The following is a 25,317-nucleotide window of genomic DNA, read 5'->3' on the forward strand; positions in this document are numbered from 1 at the left end:
GAGCATGACGGGAGAGCGGGACGGATCACCGGCACAAGGAGCGCGGATGGCAGCGACACAGACGCAGACGCAGGCGGGTCGGGCACTGCTGGGGTTGTTCCCGCCCGGGACCACCCGGGACGGGAGCGGCGCACTGGTCATCGGCGGCGTACGGGCGGCCGAACTCGCCGAGTCCTACGGCGCCCCAGCGCTGATCCTCGACGAGGCGTCGGTACGCGCCCGCGCCCGCCGGTACGCCGACGGCCTGGCCGCCCGTTGGCCGAACTCCCGCGTCACCTTCGCCTCCAAGGCATTCCCCTGCACCGCCGTCATGCGGCTGCTCGCGGAGGAGGGCATCGGCATCGACGTGGCCGGCGGTGGCGAGTTGACCCTCGCCCTCGCGGCAGGCGCGGACCCGGCCGGGCTGGTCGTGCACGGCAACGCCAAGACCGAGGAGGAACTGCGCCTCGCCGTCGAGGCCGGCGCCGGGACGATCGTCGTCGACAACTTCGACGACATCGACCGGCTGGAGAAGATCCTCGCCGGCACCGCGGTGGAGCAGGGAGTACTGGTCCGGCTCACACCCGGCATCCGCCCCGACACCCACGCCGCCGTGTCCACCGGCCAGAACGGCTCCAAGTTCGGTCTGCCCCTGCCGCAGGCCCGGGAGGCGATCGCGCGACTGCGCGGCAGCGACCGGCTGCGGCTGGACGGCGTCCACGTGCACGTCGGGTCGCAGATCCTGGACCTGGCACCCTTCGCGCAGGCCGTCGAAGCGGTCGCCGAACTCGGCGAGTTCGCCGTCTACGACCTGGGCGGCGGCCTCGGATCGCGCTACACCTACGCCGATCGACCGCCCACGGTGGAGGCGTACCTCGACGCGGTCACCGACGTCGCCCGGCGCCTGCTGCCCGCCGACGCCCGCATCCTCGTCGAGCCGGGCCGCTCGATGGTCGCCGAATCCGGCGTCTCGTTGTACCGGGTCGTCTCCGTCAAGCGCGGCGGGGGACACACCTTCGTCGCCGTCGACGGCGGTATGGGCGACAACCTCGAAGTCTCCCTCTACCAGCAGCGCTTCGAGGCCGCCGTCGCCGACCGCCCGACGGGCGAGGGCGAGCTGTGCCGCCTGGTGGGCCGGCACTGCGAGTCCGGCGACACCCTCAGCGCCGGCGTCCCGCTGGCGGACCCGCGCGTGGGGGATCTGATCGCCGTGCCGGTCACCGGCGCCTACACCTACGCGCTGAGCAACAACTACAACGGCGCGCGCCGCCCGCCGCTGGTCTTCGTCCGCGACGGCGCGCACCGCGCCGTGGTGCGCCGCGAGACCTACGCCGACCTGATGCGGCGGGACCTGCCCTCGTGGGCTCCGAACCCGTGACGGTCGAACGCGTGGTCGGGCATCGTGTGCCCATGGACGAAATGGAGAGCCCGCTCGGGCCCGAAGCTCGGTCGGGGGCTGCCTTCATGGCGCTGTCGGAGGTGGCGTGGTGCTACCCGGTGGACGAGGTCGAGCCGGCGGATCTGCCGATGATCGCCGCCGAGGCGTTGGCGGCCGGGTTGGAATCGCCGGCGCTGTGCGAGTTGGCGGGGCTGGGCCGGGGTGACGATGTTCGTGACCTGCGGGATCTCTTCGAGCAGGCGCTCGCGGAGACGGGGATCGAACTGCCGAGTTCCGGTCCGGCGTGGCGCTACGCGCTGCGGCGACTGGCGGCGAGGATCATCGACGGAAATGTTGTTCTCGCCGATGTGGCTTGGGGCGGTTGGTCGGACCTGGCGGTCGAGACCGAGGAGGAGCGGGAGTTCGTCTCGCTGTTGCCCGAGTGCGCGTGTTGCGTGGAGTACACCTTGGGGTACGACGCGGAGCGTTGGGCGAGCGAGGTGCGGGCGGCGGCGATCGTGTTGAATTCGTCGCCCGGGCGGGTCGGTCCCGCGCGCTGATTCGTTGTGGTCGAGCCGGTGTCAGGGTGTGGTCAGGGCCGGGCTTCGCGGAGGTCTTCCCACGACGGGTGATGGTGCATGGTGTCCCGGCCGCAGGGGCAGTAGAGGGCGGCTCGCCGGTCGAGGACGAAGACGATGCCGATCCAGTAGTGGCGGAGGGCGCGCAGGCACCACTGGTAGGGGAGGACTTCGTCGCCCGGGGCCAGGCCGGCCAGGTAGGTGCCGAGGTTGGCGCCCAGTGGTACGAGGTCCATCGGTTGCGGGAGCAGGGTTTGCCAGATGCCCCGGTCGGTGAGGACGAGGCCGGCGTCGTCGTCGGTGACCACGCCGATCGTCATGGGGCGGTCGGGTGCGGAAGGGTGTTCGGTCGTCGGGCGCCGGAAGGTCGCCGACGTGCCGTTTGCCGCAGTCGCCTCCAGATCCCCGGCGCGGTGGGCGCCGACCGGCCAGACGTGCATGGTCGCGTCGACCCGGCCCAGGTACTCCGGGACTTCCTCGAACCAGCCGACCAGGTTTCGTTCGTCGTCGAACGCGCGGGGGATGGGGGTGCCGGGCGCGCTCCAGGCCAGGGTTGCGTGGCCGCCCGGGACGCTCGGGAGGAGGTGGACGTCGGCCAGGGAGAGGCATCTCAGGAAGGTACGAGCGGTCTCGAATGTCTGAAGCAGCCCGACCACTCTTTCGGGTGACATCAAGTGGCTGCCGGTGGCACAGGGTTGGTTTTCGGACACGACAACTCCGTTTCGTTGCAAGAGAATCCGGGGGCGGCGTCCGGTTCAGCCCAGCTCGGACGCCGCGCCGAACTCGCCCGCGTTCATGTCGAGTTCGGTGGCAATCACTGCCCGAACCCACTTGCCGCCACCGCGAACGGGCCCCGACCCGAGCCCGCATCCCAGGGCCCAGACAAGAAACAACCCACGCCCGCAGCAGTCTTCCTCGTCGGGCGGCGGTTCCACCCGGAGTGCGAACGGGCCGCCACCGTCGACGACTTCGACCACGACACCCCGGTCGCCCACCACGCACGAGATGGACCGGGCCCCACCGCCATGCCGGACGGCGTTACCCACCAACTCGGACGCCACGAGTCGCAGCACGTCCACGACATCTCCGGCGCCGTGCGCGGTGCTGGATATGGCTACGAACTCCCTGGCGGCAGCGGCGGCTTCGGGGCCGGGCGGCAGATCGATCCGGCTCGTCGTGGGCATTTGGGGCATCACGCTCACTCCTCACTGTCACAGGGCGCGGAGATACCGCACCGTTCCGCGCCTCGTGATCGTTCGGGCGCAGAGGGTGACTGAAACGAGACTGCTCTCTCGTCGTGCGTACGTCAAGCTGGTTTCACGCAAAATGCAAGAGGGATGCATACGAGGTGATCGATGGATACGCTCCAGCTGTCCGCAATGCTGTCCGCAGCGCGATCACTCATCCGCGTACCAGGACGAGGGGAAGACATGGCGAGCACAGGACCAGGCAACTTGAAGGCCCGGCGAGACCTCGGTGATCAGCTCCGAAAGCTCAGGGGAAAACGCACTGCGACGAGCGTCGCGGCGGAGATCGGCGTGAGCCCGTCCACCGTGACACGCACCGAGACCGGCGAACGCCTGTGCACCGAGGAGTATTTCCACACGCTGGCCGACGCTTTGGGCCTCGCCGGCGAGAAGCGCCAAGCGCTCGAAGAACTGGCCATGGCGGTTTGGGATGCGGATCCTCCGTGGTGGGCCAAGTTCGCCGACGTCCTGTCGGCGAACTACGGCGCGTTGCTCGAATACGAGGAGACGGCGCTCAGTCGTCGGGACTACCAAATCAACCTGGTCCCGGCTCACCTGCAAACAGCGGCATATTCCGAAGCGGTCACGGCTGTGGATTTCGCGGGATTGAGTCGCGACACGATCGACGATCTCGTTGCCGTCAGACTCGAGCGTCAGCGCCGGGTGTTCGGCGGGACGGACCCGCGCCTTGAGATCGAAGCCGTCGTGACGGAAGGGGTGTTGCGATGGGTGGTAGGCGGTCCCGTGGTGCATCGCGAACAATTGGCGCGGCTCTTGGAGGTCACGGAACTGCCGAACGTCTCACTGCGGGTGATCCCGTTCTCGGCCGGGGCGGGTGGTACCTACGCCAGTTCGTTCCAGATCCTGTCGTACGGTGGCGAGGAGCCCGAGGTTGTGTTCGGTCAGGGCGTGTCCGGAAGTACGTTCATGAACGACCCGCGCGAGGTGCGGCGATTCGGCCGGTTGTTTGCCACCCTGTCCAAGCACGCACTGAGCTTGGAAGATAGCCGTGCACTGATCGCAACCATCAAGAAAGACACCACATGACTCCGGTTACAGGTACCAACACCCCTCTGACCTGGCGGAAGAGCACGTTCAGTGGAGCCAACGACGACTGTGTCGAGACGGCGCCGACTTCAACCACCATGGCGATACGGGACAGCAAGGACCCCTCCGTTGGGCTCCTTGCTGTCCCGAAGGGCTCCTGGACATGCCTGACGGAGGCCCTCAAGGGCTGAGCGCGAGGCCGCCTCTGGTGCTTCGGAGCGGCCTCCGGGGCACCGGTGGCTTCGGTGTGTCGAAGTTCGTTCGGGTCAGGTGGCGGTCAGGCGCCACAGGGATGTGGTTTCTGCGGCTCGGGCTGTGTGTAGTGGGGTTTTGGGGTTGCTTGCTCTTGGGTGGTGGGGCTTGGTCGTGAACCTGTCCCGCACCTTGAGGCCGGCTGCTTCGATGGCGTCGGGGACCTCGTGGGGGGTTCTGAGGCCCAGGTGTTCGGCGAGGTCCGACAGGATCAGCCAAGCCTCGCCGTCCGGTGTGAGGTGGGAGGGCAGACCCTTCAGGAAGGCTCGGAGCATGGTGCTGTTCGGGTCGTAGACGCCCTGTTCCACTACGGATGTCGGGTGGGCCGGGATCCAGGGTGGGTTGCAGACGACCAGGTCGGCGCGGTCTTCCGGGAAGAGGCACGGGCCGACCACTTCGATGCGGTCCGTGAGGTCGAGTCGGCGGATGTTGTCCCGGGCGCAGGACAGTGCTCGCGGATTGATGTCGGTGGCCACCACGTGGTCGATTCCTCGGTGGGCCAGGACTGCGGCGAGTACGCCCGTTCCCGTGCCGAGGTCGAAGGCGGTGCGGCCGGGGCCGTCGCCGGAAAGCGGTGCCTGTGCGACCAGGTCGACGTACTCGCCCCTGAGCGGAGAGAAGACGCCGTAGTGCGGATGGATGCGGGCGTCGAGCGCCGGAATCTCCACGCCCTTCTCGCGCCACTGCCGCGCTCCGATCACGCCCAGCAGCTCGGAGAGCGAAACCGCCGAAGGGCCGCATGGTGGACCGTACGCCTCGGTGCACGCCCGACGGACGTCGGGGGCTCTGCGCAGCACCAGGGAGTGGTCCTCTTCCAGCAGTACGAGGAGTTTGCCCAGTACCCGGGCCCGGTGACTTCGGGCACGCCGGTGGAGATGGAAGGACTCGGCCGGACTGTCGCCCGAACGGGGAGGCTTCCGGTCGAGACGGTGGTTCATTGCGCGCAGCAGCTGCCGTGCGTTGTGGTAGTCGCCGCGCCACACCATCGCCGTGCCTTCGCAGGCCAGACGGTATGCGGTATCGGCTTTCATCCGGTCGTCCGCGACGACGACGCGTCCGGGAGGCGGTGCTGCGCTCTCGGAATGCCAACGGGCGGATCGGACCGTGTGGGCTTCGGTCCAGTGGATCGTGGACACCACGTACTCCTCGTGTGATCGAACGTGCGGGGCACGAAGAGCACTTCGACGAGGAGCACGAGGAAACGACGCGCGTGCGCTACGGCACAGGCGCGCGTGTCGGGGCAGGCAGGGCTACCGCTCCCGCGTCGAAGCGCGAGAGGAGACGTCGCCGAGAACCATGCCGAGCGTCACGACCGACCCTTTCAGGGAGGTGGTGGAGAGATGACAGGTGAGGCTCGCACAGTTCTCGGCGCACGGGCAACCCGGGGGAGGCGCGGGCCCCCCGGGTGATGCCCCGTTTCGCTACCAGGACTTGCCGGCCTGCTCGTTCGTGGTGCGGTTGATGCGGTTGAAGAAGTTGGTCAGGGCGATCTCCAGGGTGATCGCGCCCAGTTGCTCCTGGGTGAAGTGCCCGGCGGCGGCCTCCCAGATCTCGTCGGTGACGCCCGGGGCGCCGTCCTGGATGCGGGTGGCGGCCTCGGTCAGCTCGAAGGCCGCCCGCTCGTCGTCGGTGAAGAAGGGTGTTTCGCGCCAGGCGGCCACGCTGTGCAGTCGCTCGTCCGTTTCGCCGGCCTTCTTAGCCGCGTCGATCGAGGCGTACACGCACGGGCTGCAGCTGTTGATCTGGCTGACCCGCAGATGGATCAGCGACAGCAGGCGCGGCTCGACGCCTCCGGCGTGGATCGCCTTGAAAAGGTGTTGGAAAGCGGTGGTCAGGTCGGGACCGGGCGCGCTTTTCAGCCGTGCTTCCATGGGTCCTGCTCCTTCATCGGTTACCTGCGCCCCTTCGGGCCCGTCATCACCCATGACGGAGCGGATCCGAGGAAGGTAACAACATGTCCGGCACCACCCCGATGGTCGAGGCGTTCGAATCCCGGCGTGAGCGACTGCGCGCCATCGCCTACCGCATGCTCGGGTCGCACTCCGACGCCGAGGACGTGGTCCAGGAGGCCTGGCTGCGGCTCTCCCGCCAGGACGCGGTGACCATCCACAACCTCGGCGGCTGGCTGACCACGGTGGTCGGCCGGATCAGCCTGGACGTACTGCGCTCGCGGCAGGCCCGCCCCGAGGCGTCCTACGACGAGCGGCTGCCCGAACTGGTCGTGACGATCGACGACGGCCGCGCGCCGGAGGACGAAGCGGTGCTCGCCGACTCGGTCGGGCTCGCGCTCCTGGTCGTGCTCGAATCGTTGCGGCCGAACGAACGGCTCGCGTTCGTGCTGCACGACCTGTTCGCGGTGCCGTTCGACGAGATCGGCAGGATCCTCGGCAAATCCGCCGACGCCACCAAGATGCTCGCCAGTCGCGCCCGCCGGAAGGTGCGGGCCACCGAGCAGCCGGCGGAGGGCGGGCCGGAACAGCGGGAAGTGGTGCGGGCCTTCCTGGCGGCGGCCCGGCACGGCGCCTTCGAGGAGTTGTTGCGGGTGCTCGACCCCGAGGTGCGGCTGACGGTCGACAGTCCCGGGGGTACGGTCGTGGTCATCGGCGCCACCAAGGTCGTCGCCGGTGCGCGGTTGGCCGCCGGCGCGGCCAGGGGGCGGCCGGTGTTCGTCGACGGCTCTCCCGGGGTGCTCTCGTGGGACGAGGACGGCTCCCCGCTCGCGCTGCTCGCCTTCGGTGTGGTCGACGGCCGGATCGTGGAGATCAGGGCCCTGGTCGACCCGGCCAAGCTGGCCCTGTTGGACCTGCCGGATCCGGAGTGAGCCACGGCGGGCGCCCGTTCCGGACCGGTCGGTCGTCCGCCGGCACCCCGCGGGGGTGTCAGCTCGGGTTCGGGCCTGGCGTGCGGAACGGGCGGAAGAACGTGCGCAGTTCCTCGGCGTACAGCTCGGGCTCCTCGAACGCCGCGAAGTGGCCGCCGCGTTCGGCCTCGGTCACCCGCACGACGTTCGTGCTGCGCTCCATCCACGCGCGCGGCGGGCGGACCAGGTCGCCGGGGAACAGCGTGAATCCGGACGGGACTTCCACGCGGCGGGCGAGCTGCGCGGGCGGGATCGAGCCGTTGGCGCGATACATCCGCATCGACGAGCCGATCGTCTCGGTGAGCCAGTAGATGGTGACGTTGGTCAGGATCTCGTCCTTGGTGAAGCTGCGCTCGATGTCACCGTCGCAGTCGCTCCACGCGCGAAGCTTCTCCACGATCCAGGCGGCGAGGCCGGCCGGCGAGTCGGTGAGGCCGACGGCGGCGGTCTGCGGCTTCGTACGGTGCATCGCGGCGTAGGCGCCCTCGGCCGCCCCCCAGGCGGCGACCTCCCGGAACCACTCGCGCTCCTCGGGCGTGAACTCGGCGAGATCGCCGGAGACGACGGGTACACCGGCGTCGGTGCGGTGCACGGCCACCACCCGGTCGGGGTGGTCGAGGGCAAGGTAGCGGCTGACGTGGCTGCCGATGTCCCCACCCGCCGCGCCGAATCGGGCGTAGCCGAGCCCGTCCATCAACTCGGCCCACAGACCGGCGACGGCGACGGAGTCGAGGGGCGGACCGGTCGGGCGATCGGAATACCCGTAGCCCGGCATGTCCGGTACGACGACGTCGAACGCGTCGGCCGGATCACCGCCGTGCGCGCCGGGATCGGTCAGCAGCGAAATCACCTTGGTGTAGCGCCAGAACGAATCCGGCCACCCGTGCGCGAGCACCAACGGCAACACGGGCCCGGTCGGCGCGACGGCCCGGGCATGCACGTAGTGGATCCCGAGCCCACCGACCGTCGCCCGAAAGCGCGGCAGCCGATTGAGCGCGGCCTCCTGCGCGTCCCAGTCGAACCCGTCCGCCCAGTAGCCCACCAACTCCCGGAGGTAACCGAGATCGACCCCGAGCCCCCAACCGGCCTCCTCCGGCGCATCCGGCCACCGCGTGGCCCGCAACCGCGCCCGAAGGTCGGAAAGCACGGCGGGCTCGGTGCGCCCGACGAACGACTGCGGCTGGGAAACCTTTTCCTCCGACATGGGGGCATGCTAACTCCGCGACGATCACACCCCGAAGCGGACACGCGCCCCCGCCGACCCGGCCGCGACGGCGGCGGTCATGTGCGGAAGCGGGCCCACAGGTTGGGGTATTGGGTGGCCAGGGTGTCGTCGAATTCCAGGTTGACCGCGGTGCCGGCCGGGTCGACCGGTTGGGGTGGGAGGCCGATCGGGGGCATGGGGGCGCCGGTCATTTGTTCGTAGGCCTCGTCGCCGGCGTAGCCCAGGTCCTCGCCGTCGCCGTCGATGTCCGGATCGAACGTGTCGAGGAGGTCGGCCAGGTCGTCGGGGTCGCGGAGGGCCCCCTCGAAGACATCCCGGCCCTGGCCGATCAGCCAGCAGCGGAACGCGTCGAAGACGTCGTCGCTCGCGCCTTCGAGCAGGACCGCCGCCGCGCCCCAAAGGTCCCAGCGGTAGGCGCGGGTGTAGCGCGCCTCGAAGTGTTTGGCGAAGTCGCAGACGGATTCGGGATCGAGCTGTGTCAGGCGCTCCACCAGCAGGTCGGCCTGCTCCTCGGGGTCGCCCTCGGCCGCCTCGCGCGTGGCGTCAATGAGTTCCCAGAACTCGCTCTCGTCCATCACGGTCGGATCATCGCACGCGCGGCGCCCAACGCCCGGGAGGACATGAAGGGCAATTCGGTTCGCCCGCCCGGCTCGACCCCAGGCCCGACCCCGGGCTCAACGCTCGGCGTGCGAGCCGGCTCCGTCCAGGATCACCGCCACGGTACGCCGGGCGAAATCCGGCTCGACCGGAACCTGGCGGAAGACCACCCGCAGCCAGGCGGCACCGGCCAGCAGGTCCATCAGCAACATCGGGTCCGCGCCGGCGGCGAGTTCGCCCCGGGCGACGGCGCGCTCGAAGACGGGACGTTCGCGGGCCAGGCGGCCGGCGAAGAAGGTGCCGGCGTGTCCGGCGAGTTCGGCGCTGTGGGTGACCGCGCCCAGGGCGGCGACGGCGATGTCGGCCGTCGGCGGGGTGGTGAGCAGGGACACCATGGCGTCCAGCAGCGCCTCGAGGTCACCCCGGAGGCTGCCGGTGTCGGGCATGGGGAACTCCAGGCGCCGGGCACCGGCGAGCGCGGCGCCGAGGAGGGCCCCCTTCGACGGCCACCAGCGGTAGATCGTGGTCTTGTTCACCCCGGACCGCTCGGCTACTCCCTCGATGGTCAGCCCCGCGTAGCCCTTGTCGGCGAGAAGGTCGAGGGTGGCGTCGAAGATCGCCTGGGCCTTGCGCGGGCCGCCGCCGGACCCGGAGCCCGTGGCGATGCTGCCGCCGGTGCCGCTGCCGCCGCCGTCGGTGGGTTCCGCCGGGTGTTGTTCGTCGTTCATGCCGGGAGACTAACAGCTCGAATGCAACGCTACGTTGCGTTGCGTTTTGCTGCTAGCGTGATGCCCATGAAGCCTGGGAAGCACCACCCCGACCCCGACCCCGATCCCGAGCCGGTGGCGTCGACCGCGCGCGTCTGGGAGATCGAGGAATCGCTGACCGTGCCGCTCGCGCCGGAGGTCGTGTACCCGATCGTCGCCGACGTCCGGCGGATGAAGGACTGGAGCCCGGAGCTCTTCGCCGTTCGGTGCCGCGGGCGAGGCTTCGTCGGCTTCAACCGGCGGGGTCCGTGGGTCTGGTTCACCGTCTGCCGGATCGTGACCGCCGACCCGGGCCGGGAGTTCGCGTTCGACGTCACCTCCTTCGGCCTGCCCATCGCCCGCTGGGGCTACCGGTTCGCCCCGACGGAGGGCGGGACGGCGACGCTGGTCACCGAGTACTGGATCGACCGCCGCCGCGACGGATGGCGCCGCCGAGTCGCCGAGATACTCGGACTGGTCTTCACCGGTACCCCGGCCGCGCGGCGTGCCGAGCGCAACCGCGAGGGCATGCGCACGACGCTGCGCCGCCTCCGAGCCGCGTGCGGCGGCGCCCCCTGACCGCTACCGGGCCCCGCCCGCCCCGTACAACCGCCGGATCCGCGCCGAGTCCGCCGGCACCTCGCCCGACAGCGTGAGGAAGTGCTCGACCTGCCAGGCGCGCGTGCGCTCCGCCTGCCTGCCGGCCGGCGTAACCCACGGCGGGTACACCCGAAATCCCCGCTTGCCCCCGACGCCGCCCACGGACAGGATGCCGCGCTCCGCCAGGACCGCCGTCGGAAACACGAACTGCCCGACGTGTTCGCCCTGTCGGCAACCGATCACCACCAGGTCGATCGCGTCCTCGACCGCCGACGGCTCGATCGGCCCGGCGGCCGAGCGCCGCCACAGGGTGACGAACAGGCCGACCTTGGTCGGCGTGGTCCGCGCGCTCCGAAAGCGGATTCGGGCACCGGCCACGGTGAGGGTGTACGCCCCGTATTCGGCGCTCTCCGGCTCGGCGACCGGATGGGTACACCCGAACCCGATCGGGTCGTAGACCATTTCCTTGGCGGCCGTCAGTTCGGCGGGCAGGGACGACGGCCCGTCGGCGGGCCAGGGCTCGACCCCCGGATCGGATCCGGGCGAAAGACCGGGGTTCGTGACCATTCGGGCATCCTGCCGGCATGCCCCGACACCCCGGGAGCCGACCCCGAACGCCGACCCCGGACGGTGTGATGCCCGGTGACCCAAACCTCGGGCCACCGGGCATCACAATCGGGGAAAGCGGTCGTGCCGACTATCTACGTGCTACGTGCTACGTGCTGTGTCGGTGTGCGGCCTCAGCACGGTCCGAGGTCGAGCCACACCCCCCACTGCCCGGTGGTCCCGGGGGTCTCGCCCTGGGTCCACCACTTGGCGCGGTAGGTGTGGCCCTGGTACGAGACCACGTTGCCGCCCACGTAGACGGTGTTGGCGTCCCAGGCGGGCGCGGAGCAGTTGCCCGGACCGCCGTCGCCGACCGTCAGCGTGTACGTGGTCGAGTGCACGACCGAGCCCGTGCCCGTGATGGTGATCGGGTACGTACCGGCCGCGGTGCCCGCCGCGACGGTGATCGTCGCGGTCGAGGAGGTGCCGCTCTGGACCGACGTCGGGCTGAAGCTCACGCTGATGCCCGCCGGCGCGTTCGAGCCGAGCGTCACCGTCTGCGCCGTACCACTGGAGGTGGTGGTGTTCACCGTCGTGGAGACGGTGGCACCGGGCTGCGCGTTGCCGGAGGACGGAACGGCCGAGATGGTGAAGTCGTTGGTGGGCGTGGTGCCGCCGACCGCGGTCTTCCAGATCGTGTACGCGACACCGTCCGCGCTGCGGTTGAGCACCGTGGCGCTGATGTTGGAGGTGGTGTCACACGAGGAGTGGTAGCAGGAGTCGTAGGACTGGTTGGCCTGCCCGCCCCACTTCGTCGCCTGTGCCGAGGTCTTGCGCGCGTCGGCACCGGCCGCGTAGCCGGAGGTGGGGATGCCGGCCTGCTGGAAGGAGTAGTCGTCGGAGCGTCCCTGGCCCTCGACGTTCTCCTCCGGGCGCAGGTTCAGCGAGTCCCAGTAGGCCTTCATCGGCGCGGCGGTGGCGGAGTTGATGTTGTTGATGAAGTAGCCGCCGTTGGGCGAGCCGACCATGTCGAAGTTGTAGTAGCCCTTGATCGCCGCGCGCTGCGTGGAGCCGAGCTGGCTGACGTAGAACTGCGAGCCCTGGAGGCCCTGTTCCTCGCCGGCCCACCAACCGAAGCGCACGTGCTTGGTCAGGCTGGGGTTGGCCTGGGCGAGCGCGAGCGCGTTCTCCAGGAGCGTGGCGGAACCCGAACCGTTGTCGTTGATGCCGGGGCCGGCACTGACGCTGTCCAGGTGGGCGCCGAACATGACGACCGAGTCGGCGGGGCCGCCGGGCCAGTCGGCGATCAGGTTGTTGGAGCGGTAGGTGCACGAGGTGCAGGTCTGCTCGCTGACCTGGAAACCGGCCGCCTGGAGCTTACCCTTCACGTACGCCACCGACGCGGTGTAACCGGCGCTGCCCGCACGGCGGTTGCCGCCGTTCTGGTTCGCGATCTGGTTGAGCTGCGTCAGGTGCGACTGCACGTTCGCGACGTTGATGTCCGGCGGGTCGCTCGGGTTGCCCGGCCCGCTGCCGACGGTCAACGCGTACTGCGCGGTGTGCGAGGTCGACGAACCGGTGCCCGTGATGGTGATCGAGCTGGTGCCCGCGCTCGCCGACGCGCTCGCCGACAGGGTCAGCACGGAGGACTGGTTCGTGCCGATGGTCGCCGGGTTGAACGACGCGGTGACCCCGGCCGGGAGCGGACCCGCGGACAGGGTGATGTTCTGCGCCGGACCCGAGACCAGCGTGGCGGTCACGGTCGTGGTCGTGGTGCCGCCGGGCGTCACACTGCCGCTGGTCGGGCTGACCGCGAGGCTGAAGTCCGGAACCGGGTCGCCGTTGCAGACCGGGTCGCCGGTCTGGGCCGGCACGCTGATCGCGTCCCACGCCGCCTTGGTCTTCTTGAACAGGTCACACGTGGGGTCGAGCGTCTTGGCCGCGGTGAGCGTCGCGGTGCGGTAGCGCTTGTAGGTCATGCCGCTGGTCTTGAGCAGCATGCCGCCGTAGAAGACCTTGCCGGCCTTCTGGATACCCACGCCGGTCAGGGTGGTGTTGTTGCAGGTCGGGCTGTTGGGCTTGCCGCCGCCGGGGTTGGTGCCCTCGGCGAGCAGGTAGAACCAGTGGTTGAGCGGTCCGGCCGCCGCGTGCTCCTCCGTGCTGGGAATCGAGGAGCTGTAGCAGTCGGGGTCGCCGTTGGTGGACGGCTTGTACATGTAGCGGATCGGGCCCTGGCCCACCAGGTTCACGGTCTCGCCGACGGTGTAGTCGGGAGCGTCGTACGGCGAGGGCTCGTTGGTGTACGCCTCGGTCAGCGCGCCCATGATGTCGCCGGTGGCCTCGCCGAGTCCGGCCTCGCCGCTGGTGCTGCCCGGGGTGAACTGGTCGATGCCGTGGCCGAATTCGTGGCCGACGACGTCCATCGAGCCGATCCACTGGTTGCTCTGGTTGTGCCCGATGGAGATCGACGAGCCGTCCCAGTAGGCGTTGACGTCGTTCAGACCGACCTTGACCGGCCAACTACCGCCGTTGCCGTTGTGCCCGTTGCGACCGAGCCAGTCGCGGAGCATGTTCCATTCCTTCTGCGCCGCCCACATGACGTCGACGCAGCCGGTCTCCTTGCTCGACGCCTGACCGTTGCCCCACGAGTCGGTGGACTTCGAGAAGACCTGGCCGGAACTGTAGTCGGCGCAGGTCAGGCCGGGGCGGCTCGGGTCGCGCAGGGAGTACGAACCCCCGGAGTTGGTGGTGTCGATGGTCAGCGGGTTGGGCCCGTTCCACTGGCTGTTGCCGGTGCCGGCCTTGACCTCGTCGGTCGTGTCCAGCACCTTGCCGGTGGTCGCGTCGACGAACACGTGCAGCCGGCTGGGCGCGGTCGCGGTACGACCCGCCACCACCGTTTCCCAGGCCAGCGCGCTCTTGTCGTCCTTGACCCGGACGACGAGACGGTGCGATTCGACCTTGTCCACGACGGGGAGTTGGGCCCGGGACGTGGCCTCGGCGGCACTGGCCGCCACCGTCGGTTGGGTGGTCACGGAGATGCGCGCGTCGGTCGAGGCCTGGGTCGCGTGGACTCGGCCCTTGCCGTCGGCCATGACCACCGCGTCGCCGCCGACGACCGGCAGGCCGCGGTAGGTGCGCTGGTACGCGACCGAGTACAGGTCGTTGATCCACGGCGTGACGACCTGGCGTTCGTACTGCTCGTCGGGACCCTTGGCGAGGGCGTCCAGGCCGCTTGCGGCCGCCCGGTCGGCGGCGGAGACCGCGAGTGCCTGCGGGTTTGCGGGGGGAGGTGACGGGTCGGCGACGGCCGGTGCTCCGGCCGTGCCGATCGCCAAGCCGGCGAGCATGGCCAGGACGGTCCCGGCCGTGGTCGTTCTGCGATTCATCGAGGCTCCTTGGGAGGGGACATGCCTCGACCACGTCGCCGGCTTGCGCCGCGTACGCCTCGTGAGCGACGCGGGCGACCGTGCAGGCCGGGGTTCGTGCCCGAGCGAGCGAAACACTCACACGGGTGTGGGGACTTGGTGAAGTGATCGGCAACGGCCGGCAAATTCTGGCAAACGCCAAGCAGCCCCCGGGAGTCGCGGGAGTGCCTGGTCACCCGGTCGGGCGGCGGTGCGATGCCCCGACGAGTTCGCCGACGACCGTTCAGTGACCCGGCATCTGCTCCAAGAGGTCGCGCACCTCCGGCAGATCGCTCCAATGTTGGGTCAGACGTCGGCGCAGGCCCAGTAGTTCCCGATTCGTGGTCGCGGTGCCCAGACCGGCGGCCTCGTGGACGACCGGAGCCGCGGTGATCACCGCCGCGTCGGGTCGGCCGGCGCAGGCGAGCGCGTCGGCCAGCCGTACGGTCAGCAACACCCGGGCGGGGCGCAGCGGAACGGGCAGCAGGTCCAACGCGGCCTCCACCGACTGGACCGCCGACCGGGCCGAGGCGAGATCGCCGGTACGCGCGGCCAGATCACGCAGCGCGCCGCCGATGGTGGCCTCCATGCGGAGTCGGCCGGCCAGTCCGGTCAGCCACGGTGCCTCGGCGCGATCGCGTTCGTCGAACCGGTTGATCTGCCGATGCGCGGTGGCGATTTCCTGGCGACACTCGCCGATGTTGCCGCCGAGCGCGTGGCCGCGGGCCTGGTAGAGCTTGGCGAGCGTGGTGATCCAGGCCCGGCCGGTGTCCACCGCCTCCAGTGCGCGGGCGTAGGCCAGTGCGGCCGTCGCGTCGCCGTCGAGGCGGGCCAGCGAGCATACGTCGCCGAGCAGCGAGGCGCGGGCGCCCGGACTCTCGCAGACATCCGCCCAGTTGAGGCCGCGGTCGTACCAGGCCATGCCGATCACGCTCTGACCCTGTTGCATCCGGAAGCGCCCGGCGAGTTGGGCGTAGTCGGCGGCCAGGCGCAGCTGCGCGTGCGGCGAACGGCCTTGCGCGTTCAGGGATTCGGCCCAGCTGACGATGCGGCGCAGCACGTACTCGACGGAGCCGACCAGGCCGGTGGTGGTGCCGCCGTGCAGGCCGGCCTGGGTGTAGCCGCCGAGCAGGGCGGTGAGTACGTGGACCACGTCGGGGTCGACGCCGGTCGGGTTGTTGCCGTCGATGCCGGCGAGGATGGTGAGCGCGTCGGTGTACGGCGGGACCTCGCACTCGTGGCAGCCGTCCTTGCCGTGCAGGGGGCAGGGCAGGCCGTGATAGGGCAGCCGATCGGGCCAGAACCGGTCGGCGAGGGGGGCGAGTCCGGCCGGGGCCTCGCCGCCGGGTATCACCGAGAAGTGCGTGCGGTGCAGCGCGGGCGGCGGGATGGCGCGGCTGGTCAGGAGGGCGGACAGGTCGCCGCCGGTGTCGAGGAGGTCGTCGAGCCGGCGCGGCAGGCCGGCCGGCGGCTCGCGCAGGCCCGCCTCCAGCTTGCTGATCAGGCTGTGGTGATAGCCGACGCGGAGCCCGAGTTGCTGCTGGGTCATTCCGGCGAGGCGGCGCCGGGTCCGCAGCGTGCGGCCGAACTCCGCCCACAGCGGTGTGGACGCGACCTTTAGAGGTGTGGACGCGACCTGTGTGGTGACGGGTGCGTTCGGGAGCCTGTTCACGTTCGTCCTCCCCGAGGTAACTCCGGATGGTCGACGGTTGGTCACTGCCCGGAGCAGGGTGACAGACGGGAGTGCGAGTTGTCTCCGATGGAACGAGGCATTCCGCTTTTGGCGTGTGGTGGGGGTGGGGTTGGGTGGGGGGTGGGTGGCACGGGACGCGGTGTGACATATCACCCCGGGTTGGCGGGGGCGGGGTCGGCGGGCGGGCCACGCGTGGTTGGGGGCGGGGGTGGGCCCGTGCGCCCGTTGGGTTGTTTGGCCTCCTGTGCCCGTTGGGTTGTTGGCCTCATGCGCCGGCCGGGCTGGTCTGGCCTCAAGCGCTGGCCGGGCTGGTCTGGCCTCAAGCGCCGGCCGGGCTTCTTGGGCTCAAGCGCTGGCCGGGTTGATCTGGCCTTATGCGCTGGGCGGGCTTTTTGGCCTCAAGCGCCGGCCGGGCTACTTGGCCTCAAGCGCCGGCCGGGCTGGGTGGCCTCAGACGCCGGCCGGGCTTCTTGGCCTCAGACGCTGGCCGGGTTGATCTGGCCTTATGCGCTGGGCGGGCTTTTTGGCCTCAAGCGCCGGCCGGGCTACTTGGCCTCAAGCGCCGGCCCGGCTGAGTGGCCTCAGACGCCGGCCGGGCTGGGTGGTTCAAGTGCTGGTCGGGCTGGGTGGCCTGAAGTGCTGGTTGGGCTGGTTTGGGCTCATGTGCTGGTTGGGCTGGGTGGGCTTGTGTGGTGGTTCGGGTGTTTGGGCTTGGGGGGTGGGTGGGTTGGGTGAGGGTTGGTTTGGCGGGGGCTGGGGGTGGGTGGGTTGGGCTGGAATGGGGCTTGTGGTCGGTGGGTGGGTTAGGCCGTGGGGGTGGCCGTTGGGGGAGGTTTTTCAGGAGGCCGTCCTTTGCGCCTGGGCCCGGGGTTGCCTTCAGGGTTTCGGGGGTCAGGGGTTTCTGGCAGGCGGAGCAGATGTGGATCGCGGTTGTGGGGTGGCCGCACGCGGTGTGCTTGACGATCACCGGGGGGCCGTCGGGGGCGGCCCACTGGTCGCCCCATTGGCGCATGGCGTTGAGTACCGGCCACAGGGCGCGGCCCTTGTCGGTCAGGCGGTAGTCGTAGCGGACCGGCTTGTCCTGGTAGGCCGCGCGTTCGACGATGCCGTGCTCGATCAGGTGCTCCAGGCGCTGGGTGAGCACGTTGCGCGAGATGCCGAGCCGGTCGTGGAAGTCGTCGAAGCGGGTCACGCCGAGGAAGGCGTCCCGCACGATCAGCATCGTCCACCACTCGCCGCCCACCTCGAGGAACTGGGCGACCGAGCAGTGCATGTCCTGGAAGCTCTTGCGGCGCATGGCGTCAGTGTAATGGGTGAGTTGCATGATTGGACTCAGTTAGTTGCTTTATAGAACTCGCTCGCTCTAGGTTGGCTGAGTTGCTTCATAGGACTTACTTGCTCGGTGACCCGGGAGGGCTCTCGTTATGGCCGGTAGTGGTTCGGATCGGCCGCCGCGTGCGTTTGCGGCGGTGTTGGTCTGTGCGGGCGTGGTGCTCGTCAACCTGGATCTGTTCATCGTCAACGTCGCGATGCCCTCGCTGGCCGAGACGTGGTCGGGCTCCTCGCTCGCCGATCTGTCCTGGGTGCTGAACGCCTACACGGTCGTCTTCGCCGCCCTCCTCGTGCCGGCCGGGCGGTTGTCCGATCGGATCGGGCACCGCCGTGCGTTCCTGGCCGGCGTCGCGGTCTTCACCCTGGCCTCCGCGCTGTGCGCCGCCGCGCCGGAGTTGGCGGTCCTGGTGGTCGCCCGACTCGGCCAGGCGGTCGGCGCCGCGCTGTTGATGCCCGCGTCGTTGGGGCTGTTGCTCACGTCGTACCCGCCCGAACGTCGCGGTACGGTGATCCGCGCCTGGGCCGCGATCGGCGGAATCGCCGCCGCGGTGGGCCCGGTTCTGGGTGGTCTGCTGCTCGAACCCGGTTGGCGCTGGGTCTTCGTGGTCAACCTGCCGATCGGTGTGCTGACGCTGGTATTCGGCGCACGCCGACTGCCCGACCCCGCGCCGACCGATCGCGGGCCGCTGCCGGACCTGGTGGGAGCCGCGCTGCTGACCGCCGCCATCGGCGCGTTGTCGCTGGGTGTGGTGCGGGCGCCGGACTGGGGCTGGTGGTCCGGCCGTACGGTCGGGGTGTGGGCGGCCACCCTGGTGTTGGTGGCCGGATTCGTGGTGCGCAACGGGCGGCATCCGCGTCCGGTGGTCGAGGGCGCGCTGGTGCGGAATCGGGTCTACGCGGTCTCCGGGGTGGCCAACATCCTGTTCGGTGTCGCGTTCGCCGGGATGCTGATCTCCGCCACGATGTGGATGCAGACCGTGTGGGGCTGGAGTGCGCTGCGGACCGGCTTGGGGACCGTTCCCGGGCCGCTGTGCGTGCCGTTCGTGACGGTTCTGGCCGGGCGGTACGCGGCCCGGGTCGGACCGGGGCCGCTGGTCGTGCTCGGCGGAATCTCGTTCAGTGCCGGTTTGGGTTGGTGGATCCTCCGACTCGAACCGCACGCGCACTACGCGCGCGACTTCCTGCCCGGTTCCATCCTCGGGGGCATCGGCGTCGGCCTGATCCTGCCGACCCTGATCGCCACCGCGACCGGTGCGTTGACCCCGGATCGGTTCGCCACCGGCTCGGGCGTGATCACCATGCTGCGGCAGGTCGGTGCGGCGCTGGGGGTCGCGGTGTTCGTCGCGGCGGTCGGTACGGAGGCCACCCTCGACGGCTACGACCGAGCCTGGTACATCCTCGGCGGCGCGACGCTGCTCACCGCGCTCGCCGCCCTGTTCCTGCCGAGGGCGGGACGCGGCGCGGGTGCGGGAGCGGGCGTGGGTTCGGGACCCGGAGTGGGCACGGGGGCTGAGCCGGCCTCGGGAGCGGCGGCGGCTTCGGCCGGCTCGGCGGCTTCGGCCACGGTGAACTGACGGAACGCGAGGGGCGGGGAGCGCGAGGTGGGGGCGCCCGGGCGGGCGGTATGCCGGGACGGGCGGGGGCCGGCTCCGGCCGGGACTTCCGTCCGCTCAGGGCCCCTCCTCCGACCGGGATGCCTGCTGTCGGGGCTCCCCGGGGTCGGGCCTGTCGGCTCGGTTGGGGCTCGCTCCCTCCCCGGTCAGGTTTCCTTGGTTGCCTTCGCGGCCTTGGCGGCTCGTTTTGTTTCCTGTTTGTGGGCGCGGACCTTGGCCAGGGAATCGGGGCCGGTGATGTCGGCTACCGAGCGGTAGGAGCCGACCTCTCCGTAGGCGCCGGCCGCTTCGCGCCAGCCCTTGGGGGTCACGCCGTATTGTTTGCCGAGCAGGGCCAGGAAGATCTGCGCCTTCTGCTTTCCGAAGCCGGGCAGTTCCTGGAGCCGCTTCAGCAGCTCGGTGCCGGTCTTCGCGTCGGCCCAGACCGCGCTCGCGTCGCCGTCGTAGTGCTCGACCAGATATCGGCACAGCTGCTGGACGCGGTGGGCCATCGAGCCGGGATAGCGGTGTACGGCGGGCTTTTCGACGAAGAGCGCGGTGAAGGCGTCCGGGTCGTAGGCGGCGATCTCGTGAGCGTCCAGGTCGGTGCCGCCCAGGCGTCGGGTGATCGTGTACGGGCCGGTGAAGGCCCACTCCATCGGGATCTGCTGGTCCAGCAACATGCCGGTCAGCGCCGCCAACGCACTGCGTCCCAACAACTCGTCGGCCTCGGCCTGCTGGGCGAGGTGCACTGTCGTGTTCATCCCCCGATGATCCCCCGGCCGGCCCCGGACCCGCACCCGGACTCGCCGCCGACCGTACCGCGCGCCCACCTCGTCGATCGGCTCAGCGGCCGCCGGTGCGCGGTACGACCAGGCCCGACTCGTACGCCACGACCACCGCCTGGACCCGGTCGCGCAGGCCGAGTCGGCGCAGCACCCGGCTCACGTGCGACTTGACCGTCTCCTCGCCGACCACCAGGTGCGCCGCGATCTCGGCGTTCGACAACCCCTGGGCGACCAGGCGCAGCACGTCCACCTCCCGCGGCGTCAGGTCGGCCACCCCGGGCGGATTCGGGCGCGGGCGCAACCGGGTGAACTCGCCGATCAGCCGCCGGGTGACGGTCGGCGCGAGCAGCGCCTCACCGGCGGCCACCACCCGCACCGCGTCGAACAACCGCTCGGCGGTCGCGTCCTTGATCAGGAATCCGCCGGCGCCCGCCACCAGCGCGTCGTAGACGTGCTCGTCGAGGTCGAAGGTGGTCAACATCAGGATGCGCGGCGGCCCGTCGTCGGGGGTGCCCTCGCGGATGCGCCGCGTGGCCTCGATGCTGTCCATGACCGGCATCCGCACATCCATCAGCACCACGTCGGGACGCTCCTCGCGGCACCGCCGAATGGCCTCGGCGCCATCGGCGGCGGTGCCGACCACGTGGAAATCCGGTTGGGTGTCGAGGAGCGCGGCGAAGCCGGCCCGCACCACCTCCTGGTCGTCGGCCACCACGATCCGCAGCACCGGCCGCTCGCTCACGCCACCACTCCCACACCCGCCGGACGCGACGCGGGAAGGGTGGCCTCGACCAGGAAGCCGCCCACGCGCGGCGTGGCGGTGCGCAGTTCGCCGCCCACGCTGGCGGCGCGCTCGCGCATGCCGAGCAGACCGTGTCCGCCGGGTATGCCGTCGCCGTTCGGTCCGGGACCGTTGTCCCGGACGCGCACCAGCAGTACCTCCTCGTCGGTGTAGTCGAGCAGTACGTCGACCGCGGCGCCCGGAGCATGCCGTCGGGCATTGGTCAGCGACTCCTGGACGATGCGGTAGGCCGCGAGTTCGACGCCCGGGTCGAGCACCGCGATCCGGCCGCGCACGATCAGCCGCACGCCCGCACCGGCATGGTCCCGGGACTCGTCGATCAGTTCGAGCAGTTGTTGCATTCCGGGCTGCGGCCGGCGGGTCGGCTCGGCGCCGGCGTCCTCGCGGAGCACGCCGAGCAGACGGCGCATCTCGGTCAGCGCCGCCCTCGCCGTGTCGCCGATCGCCAGCAGGCGCTCCGCACCCTCCTTCGGCATGCCCGGGGTGGTCAGTCGGGCGGTCTCGGCCTGCACCGAGATCATCGAGATGTGGTGGGCGACGACGTCGTGCAACTCCCGGGCGATCCTGGCCCGTTCACCGCGTGCGGTGAACTCCAGGAGGGTGCTCTCCAGGGCGTGCCGGGAGGCGTCGTGCGCCGCGCTGCGGATGCGGGCACCGCGCAACCGCCCCAGAAGTGACGCCGTCCACCCGATCAGCACCGCGATCGAGGCGACGATCGGCACCCCGTCGTAGAGCACGCCGACCGGCACCGCCGCCGCCGTGATCAGGACGGGCGCCGCTAGCGGGCGCCGGGCGACGAGGGCCAACGGCACGGTGGCGCACAGACCGAGCAGCAGGGCCGCGGGCAACAAACCCGCCGCGGCGCGGGTGCCCGAGAAGGTGCGCACGACCGACTCCGGGAGCGAGAGCGCGCCCAGTGCCACCGCGATGCCGAGCGGATGCCACAGCGACTCCAGCCGTCGGCGGCCGGAGCCGGCGGCGCGGGTGGGGAGGCGGTCGCTGCGTTCCATGCGGCCATTGTCTCGGGCGGGCTCGGCGGCCGGCTTCCCCCAGGCCGGGGAATCGGCTTCCCCCGTGCAGGGAAAACCACTTCCCCCATGCAGGGGAGCCTGAGAGGGCACCCTCCCCCGCGCCGGGGGGACCGGATTGGCTCGCTCGCGTGATGCCCCGCAGGTGTCCGGATTCGTAGCCTCTCGGACATGGAAGCCACCATCGAGGTCCGGGACCTGAACAAGCGCTTCGGCCCGCACGTCGCCGTCGACGGCCTGTCCTTCACCGTGGAGCCCGGGCAGGTCACGGGCTTCGTCGGACCCAACGGCGCCGGCAAGTCCACGACGATGCGGATGATCGTCGGCCTGGACCGGCCCGACACCGGATCCGCGCTGGTCGACGGCCGGCCGTACCGCACGCTGCGCACCCCTCTGCGCCGCCTGGGCGCGTTGCTGGACGCGGCGGCGATACACCCCGCCCGCCCGGCCCGCGACCACCTCCTGTGGATGGCGCACTCCAACGGGCTGCCCGCGCGCCGGGTCGACGACGTGCTCGACCGGGTCGGTCTCGCCTCGGCCGCGCGCCGGCCCGCCGGCGGCTTCTCGCTGGGCATGCGGCAACGGCTCGGCATCGCCGGGGCGTTGCTCGGCGACCCGCCGATACTGATGCTCGACGAGCCGGTCAACGGCCTCGATCCCGAGGGCGTGGTGTGGATCCGCGGCCTGCTGCGCGCGCTGGCCGCCGAGGGGCGCGCGGTACTGGTGTCCAGCCACCTGATGAGCGAACTGGAGGACAGCGCCGACCACCTCGTGGTGATCGGCCGGGGCCGGTTGATCGCCGACACGAGCATCCGTGAGCTGCTCGCCGCGGCCTCGGGCGGCCGGATCGTGCTGCGCACGGCGCGGCGCCGCGAGGCGATGACCGTGCTCACCGGCGTCGGCGCGACCGTGGCCGCCACCGAGCGCGACTCGTTGACCGTCACCGGCCTGACCGCCGAACGCATCATCGGGCTGCTCACCGAAAACGGGGTCGCGTTCTCCGGCATCGCCGAGCATCGCGCCTCGCTGGAGGAGGCATATATGGAACTCACCCGCGAAGCCGTCGACTTCCGCGCCGCCGTCGACGCCGAGGAGCGGTGATGGGCACCCCCGCGAGCACGCCGTATCGCAGTCCGCTGACCGGCGGCCGCGACACCTTCGGCCGGCTCCTGCTGTCCGAGTGGATCAAACTGCGATCGGTGCGCCGCTGGTTGCTCACGCTCACCTCGGCCGCGCTGCTGACCGTCCTGGTCGGCCTGCTGATCGCGCTCGGCGCCGGGAGCGGCACCTCGACCGACGGCGGCGAACAGGGCCGGGTCAGGTTGGCCGACCACTTCGACGACCAGGGCGAGTTCGTCGGCCGCGACCTGAGCGGCGACGGCGAATTGGTCGCCCGGGTGAGTACGCAGGACCGCAGCCCCGGTCGGGCCAAGGCGGGCCTGATGATCAGGGCGAGCGACGCGCGCGGCGCGGGCTACGCGGCGGTGATGGTCACCCCCGACCACGGCGTGCGGTTGCAGAGCGGGTTCCGTACCGACACGGCCGGCAGCGGCGGCGGCGTGCCGCGATGGCTGAAACTGGTTCGGGCCGGATCCTCGATCACCGCGTACGAGTCGGCCGACGGCGCGGACTGGCGTCGGGTCGGCCGCATGACGGTGGGCGGGCTGCCGCAGATCGCCCGGATCGGCATGTTCGTCGCGTCACCGGACGAGGTGAAGGTGGAGCGGCAGTTCGGCGGGGAGGGCATCTCCGGCGAGACCACGAAAGCCCGGGCCACCTTCGACCACGTCGGGCTGACCCCCACCCGGTCGCAGCCGGTCGGGGCCTGGTCCGCCCGACCCGCGCCGGGCGGACCGGCGGGATCGGCCGGACCGGCCGACCCGGGCGCCGACCGGCCCGATGCGGGACCGCCTCCCGGATTCACCGAGGTCGACGGCACATTCACGCTGATCGGCGCCGGCGACATCGGGCCGAACCGCTTCGGCGACGACAACATCCAGACGATCCTCGGCGGCGTCCTGGTCGGTCTGATCGCGGTGGTGGCGCTCGGCGTGGTGTCGATCACCGCCGAATTCCATCGGGACACGATCCGCACCACCTTCGCGGCCACCCCTCGACGCGAGCGGGTGCTCGCGGCCAAGGCGCTCGTGCTCGGCGGGGTCACGTTCGTCACCGGACTCGCCGCCACGTTCGGCGTGTTCCTGGCCACCGGGCCGGTGCAGCGCTCGAAGGACCGCATACCGCCGGGGCTCACCGACGCGCATGTGCTCCGGGCGCTGATCGGTACGGCCGCGCTGTTCGCCGTGGTCGCGGTCCTCGCGCTGGCCGTGGGGGCGATCGTGCGCCGCGGCGCGCCCGCGATCGCGCTCGTGCTCGCGCTGCTGCTGATTCCCCGGATCGTCGGCACGGGTCTGCCGGTATCCACCGCCGGATGGGTGGAACGGCTCACCCCCGCCGCCGGATTCGCCATCCAGCGCACCTTCGACCGATACGACAGCACGACCGGGCCGTGGAGCGGATTCGCGGTGTTGTGCGCCTACACCGCGCTCGCCCTGCTCGTCGCGGGTCGGCGGCTGCGGGAGCGGGACGCATGAGGTACGCCGTGCACGCCGAGTGGACCAAACTGCGCACGCTGCGCTCGACCGCCTGGCTGCTGCTCGGACTGGTCGCGGCGACGGTCGTGGTCGGCGTGTCGGTCGCCTCGGCCGTCGACACCTCGCACTGCCCGACGCCGGCCCGATGCTTCGAGGACACCACCAAGGACAGCCTGACCGGCGTGCGGGTCGGGCAGATCGCGGTGGTCCTGCTCGCGGCGTCGATGATCGGCACCGAATACGGCACGGGGACGATCCACACCACGCTGACCGCGTTCCCGCGCCGCGTGCTGCTCCTCGGCGGCAAGGCGAGCGTGCTCGCGGGGGTGGTCGCGGCGGCGGGTACGGTCGCGGTGCTCGGCGCGTTGTGGGCGGGGCACGCCGTGCTCGCCGCCAACGGCTTCACCCCGGCGAACGGCTACCCGGACCCGTCTGTGACCGATGGGGCGACGCTGCGCGCGGTCGGCGGGACGGTGGTGTACCTGGTGCTGGTCGCGCTGCTGACCTTCGGCGTCGGTGCGGCGCTGCGGAACACGGCGGGCACGACGACGGTGCTGCTCGCGCTGCTCTACATCGCGCCGCTCCTGGTCCAGGCGGTCTCCGACCCGGACTGGCATCGCCGACTGGACGGGATCACCCCGATGACGGCGGGGCCGGCGGTCCAGACCACGCGGGGGTTGGAGCGCTTGCCGATCGGACCCTGGCCGGGGATGGCGGTGCTGGGCGGATACACCGCTACGGCCCTGCTGGTCGGCGGCGTGCGATTCGTACGGCGTGACGCGTGACGCGGGAGGGCGGGGCGATGCGGACGGGGGTTCGTGGTCGGCCCAGGGCTGTTGGGGGAGCCGGCCGTTCTCGACCGCCGAGGTGGCCGGCGAACACGCCGACACCGCGGCGGTCATGCTCGTGCGAACGATCGCCACCATGATGGTCCGATGGACCACACGATGTATCACGGCACGGCGGGCGGGCGCGCTCACCCGCTCCACCTCGGCCTGCCCCGGAGCCGGTCATCGACAGCGGGCG

The 25,317-nt window shown here is 70.9% G+C and carries 24 protein-coding genes; 10 read left to right on the top strand and 14 right to left on the bottom strand.

All coding sequences use genetic code 11. The features are described 5' to 3' along the window. Window positions 1–46 precede the first annotated feature (46 nt). The gene (gene lysA, locus B4N89_RS26275; RefSeq protein ID WP_078978266.1) at window positions 47–1,357 is read left to right on the top strand and encodes a diaminopimelate decarboxylase; all 1,311 of its coding nucleotides are present in this window, start codon (window positions 47–49) and stop codon (window positions 1,355–1,357) included. Window positions 1,358–1,389: 32 nt separating this feature from the next. After that, on the top strand, window positions 1,390–1,917 hold the full coding sequence (locus B4N89_RS26280; protein ID WP_143658086.1) for a hypothetical protein: 528 nt from the start codon (window positions 1,390–1,392) through the stop codon (window positions 1,915–1,917). 32 nt (window positions 1,918–1,949) lie between these two features. Here the strand turns inward: B4N89_RS26280 and B4N89_RS26285 are convergent, their stop codons facing one another. Together B4N89_RS26285 and B4N89_RS26290 are read right to left on the bottom strand one after the other, a co-directional pair. Further along, complete coding sequence (locus tag B4N89_RS26285) at window positions 1,950–2,645, bottom strand: hypothetical protein (protein ID WP_143658087.1); 696 nt, start codon at window positions 2,643–2,645, stop codon at window positions 1,950–1,952. A gap of 45 nt (window positions 2,646–2,690) precedes the next feature. After that, window positions 2,691–3,119 carry an ATP-binding protein gene (locus B4N89_RS26290; protein ID WP_201260908.1) on the bottom strand — a complete coding sequence of 143 codons (429 nt, stop codon included), beginning with the start codon at window positions 3,117–3,119 and terminating at the stop codon, window positions 2,691–2,693. A 246-nt stretch (window positions 3,120–3,365) separates the two neighbouring features. On the opposite strand from B4N89_RS26290, the gene B4N89_RS26295 reads away from it, so the two are divergent. Next, entirely contained in the window at window positions 3,366–4,229 is an 864-nt protein-coding gene (locus tag B4N89_RS26295; protein WP_078978270.1) for a helix-turn-helix domain-containing protein, read from the top strand. Continuing rightward, window positions 4,226–4,420 carry a DUF397 domain-containing protein gene (locus B4N89_RS26300; RefSeq protein ID WP_078978271.1) on the top strand — a complete coding sequence of 65 codons (195 nt, stop codon included), beginning with the start codon at window positions 4,226–4,228 and terminating at the stop codon, window positions 4,418–4,420. The genes B4N89_RS26295 and B4N89_RS26300 overlap by 4 nt, the downstream gene beginning before the upstream one ends. A gap of 75 nt (window positions 4,421–4,495) precedes the next feature. Here the strand turns inward: B4N89_RS26300 and B4N89_RS26305 are convergent, their stop codons facing one another. Both B4N89_RS26305 and B4N89_RS26310 read right to left on the bottom strand, forming a co-directional pair. Next, complete coding sequence (locus B4N89_RS26305) at window positions 4,496–5,617, bottom strand: methyltransferase (protein ID WP_078979645.1); 1,122 nt, start codon at window positions 5,615–5,617, stop codon at window positions 4,496–4,498. Between the two features lie 285 nt (window positions 5,618–5,902). Beyond that, a complete protein-coding gene (locus tag B4N89_RS26310) occupies window positions 5,903–6,352 on the bottom strand; it encodes a carboxymuconolactone decarboxylase family protein (protein WP_078978272.1) in 450 nt (149 codons plus the stop codon). Between the two features lie 83 nt (window positions 6,353–6,435). Here B4N89_RS26310 and B4N89_RS26315 point away from each other — a divergent pair, with 83 nt between their 5' ends. Continuing rightward, window positions 6,436–7,302 (top strand): sigma-70 family RNA polymerase sigma factor, encoded by an 867-nt coding sequence (locus tag B4N89_RS26315; protein WP_078978273.1) that lies wholly within the window; start codon window positions 6,436–6,438, stop codon window positions 7,300–7,302. 58 nt (window positions 7,303–7,360) lie between these two features. On the opposite strand, the gene B4N89_RS26320 is transcribed toward B4N89_RS26315, so the two are convergent. The 3 genes from B4N89_RS26320 to B4N89_RS26330 form a co-directional block, all read right to left on the bottom strand. Continuing rightward, window positions 7,361–8,545: an epoxide hydrolase family protein gene (locus B4N89_RS26320; protein ID WP_078978274.1), complete on the bottom strand. Its 1,185-nt coding sequence runs from the start codon at window positions 8,543–8,545 to the stop codon at window positions 7,361–7,363. A 77-nt stretch (window positions 8,546–8,622) separates the two neighbouring features. Next, window positions 8,623–9,141: a DUF4240 domain-containing protein gene (locus tag B4N89_RS26325; RefSeq protein ID WP_078978275.1), complete on the bottom strand. Its 519-nt coding sequence runs from the start codon at window positions 9,139–9,141 to the stop codon at window positions 8,623–8,625. 99 nt (window positions 9,142–9,240) lie between these two features. Beyond that, a complete protein-coding gene (locus B4N89_RS26330) occupies window positions 9,241–9,891 on the bottom strand; it encodes a TetR/AcrR family transcriptional regulator (protein WP_078978276.1) in 651 nt (216 codons plus the stop codon). Window positions 9,892–9,957: 66 nt separating this feature from the next. Here B4N89_RS26330 and B4N89_RS26335 point away from each other — a divergent pair, with 66 nt between their 5' ends. Continuing rightward, window positions 9,958–10,488 carry an SRPBCC family protein gene (locus B4N89_RS26335; RefSeq protein ID WP_078978277.1) on the top strand — a complete coding sequence of 177 codons (531 nt, stop codon included), beginning with the start codon at window positions 9,958–9,960 and terminating at the stop codon, window positions 10,486–10,488. Between the two features lie 3 nt (window positions 10,489–10,491). Here B4N89_RS26335 and B4N89_RS26340 read toward each other — a convergent pair whose 3' ends face one another. The 4 genes from B4N89_RS26340 to B4N89_RS50800 form a co-directional block, all read right to left on the bottom strand. Further along, entirely contained in the window at window positions 10,492–11,076 is a 585-nt protein-coding gene (locus tag B4N89_RS26340) for a MepB family protein (protein ID WP_078978278.1), read from the bottom strand. Window positions 11,077–11,249: 173 nt separating this feature from the next. After that, window positions 11,250–14,444, bottom strand: a complete 3,195-nt coding sequence (locus tag B4N89_RS26345; protein ID WP_078978279.1) for a M28 family peptidase — start codon at window positions 14,442–14,444, stop codon at window positions 11,250–11,252. 262 nt (window positions 14,445–14,706) lie between these two features. Then, on the bottom strand, window positions 14,707–16,134 hold the full coding sequence (locus B4N89_RS26350; protein ID WP_414646392.1) for a helix-turn-helix domain-containing protein: 1,428 nt from the start codon (window positions 16,132–16,134) through the stop codon (window positions 14,707–14,709). A 550-nt stretch (window positions 16,135–16,684) separates the two neighbouring features. Then, window positions 16,685–17,452, bottom strand: coding sequence for a winged helix-turn-helix transcriptional regulator (locus tag B4N89_RS50800; protein ID WP_201260909.1), 768 nt, complete (start codon window positions 17,450–17,452; stop codon window positions 16,685–16,687). Between the two features lie 172 nt (window positions 17,453–17,624). Between B4N89_RS50800 and B4N89_RS26360 the strand changes: the two genes are divergently transcribed. Next, the gene (locus B4N89_RS26360; RefSeq protein WP_235618796.1) at window positions 17,625–19,061 is read left to right on the top strand and encodes an MFS transporter; all 1,437 of its coding nucleotides are present in this window, start codon (window positions 17,625–17,627) and stop codon (window positions 19,059–19,061) included. 185 nt (window positions 19,062–19,246) lie between these two features. On the opposite strand, the gene B4N89_RS26365 is transcribed toward B4N89_RS26360, so the two are convergent. The 3 genes from B4N89_RS26365 to B4N89_RS26375 form a co-directional block, all read right to left on the bottom strand. Continuing rightward, entirely contained in the window at window positions 19,247–19,843 is a 597-nt protein-coding gene (locus B4N89_RS26365) for an HhH-GPD-type base excision DNA repair protein (RefSeq protein ID WP_078978282.1), read from the bottom strand. Window positions 19,844–19,925: 82 nt separating this feature from the next. After that, window positions 19,926–20,609 carry a response regulator gene (locus B4N89_RS26370; RefSeq protein WP_078978283.1) on the bottom strand — a complete coding sequence of 228 codons (684 nt, stop codon included), beginning with the start codon at window positions 20,607–20,609 and terminating at the stop codon, window positions 19,926–19,928. Beyond that, a complete protein-coding gene (locus B4N89_RS26375; RefSeq protein ID WP_078978284.1) occupies window positions 20,606–21,679 on the bottom strand; it encodes a sensor histidine kinase in 1,074 nt (357 codons plus the stop codon). Before B4N89_RS26375 ends, B4N89_RS26370 begins: the two co-directional genes overlap by 4 nt. 189 nt (window positions 21,680–21,868) lie before the next feature. On the opposite strand from B4N89_RS26375, the gene B4N89_RS26380 reads away from it, so the two are divergent. From B4N89_RS26380 to B4N89_RS26390, 3 genes are read left to right on the top strand one after another with little or no spacing between them, the layout of a single operon-like run. After that, a complete protein-coding gene (locus B4N89_RS26380; RefSeq protein WP_078978285.1) occupies window positions 21,869–22,798 on the top strand; it encodes an ABC transporter ATP-binding protein in 930 nt (309 codons plus the stop codon). Continuing rightward, window positions 22,798–24,291, top strand: coding sequence for an ABC transporter permease subunit (locus tag B4N89_RS26385; RefSeq protein WP_078978286.1), 1,494 nt, complete (start codon window positions 22,798–22,800; stop codon window positions 24,289–24,291). The genes B4N89_RS26380 and B4N89_RS26385 overlap by 1 nt, the downstream gene beginning before the upstream one ends. Then, the gene (locus B4N89_RS26390; RefSeq protein WP_078978287.1) at window positions 24,288–25,076 is read left to right on the top strand and encodes an ABC transporter permease; all 789 of its coding nucleotides are present in this window, start codon (window positions 24,288–24,290) and stop codon (window positions 25,074–25,076) included. Before B4N89_RS26385 ends, B4N89_RS26390 begins: the two co-directional genes overlap by 4 nt. Window positions 25,077–25,317: the final 241 nt, after the last annotated feature.

Source organism: Embleya scabrispora, assembly GCF_002024165.1.
GTDB lineage: Bacteria > Actinomycetota > Actinomycetes > Streptomycetales > Streptomycetaceae > Embleya > Embleya scabrispora_A.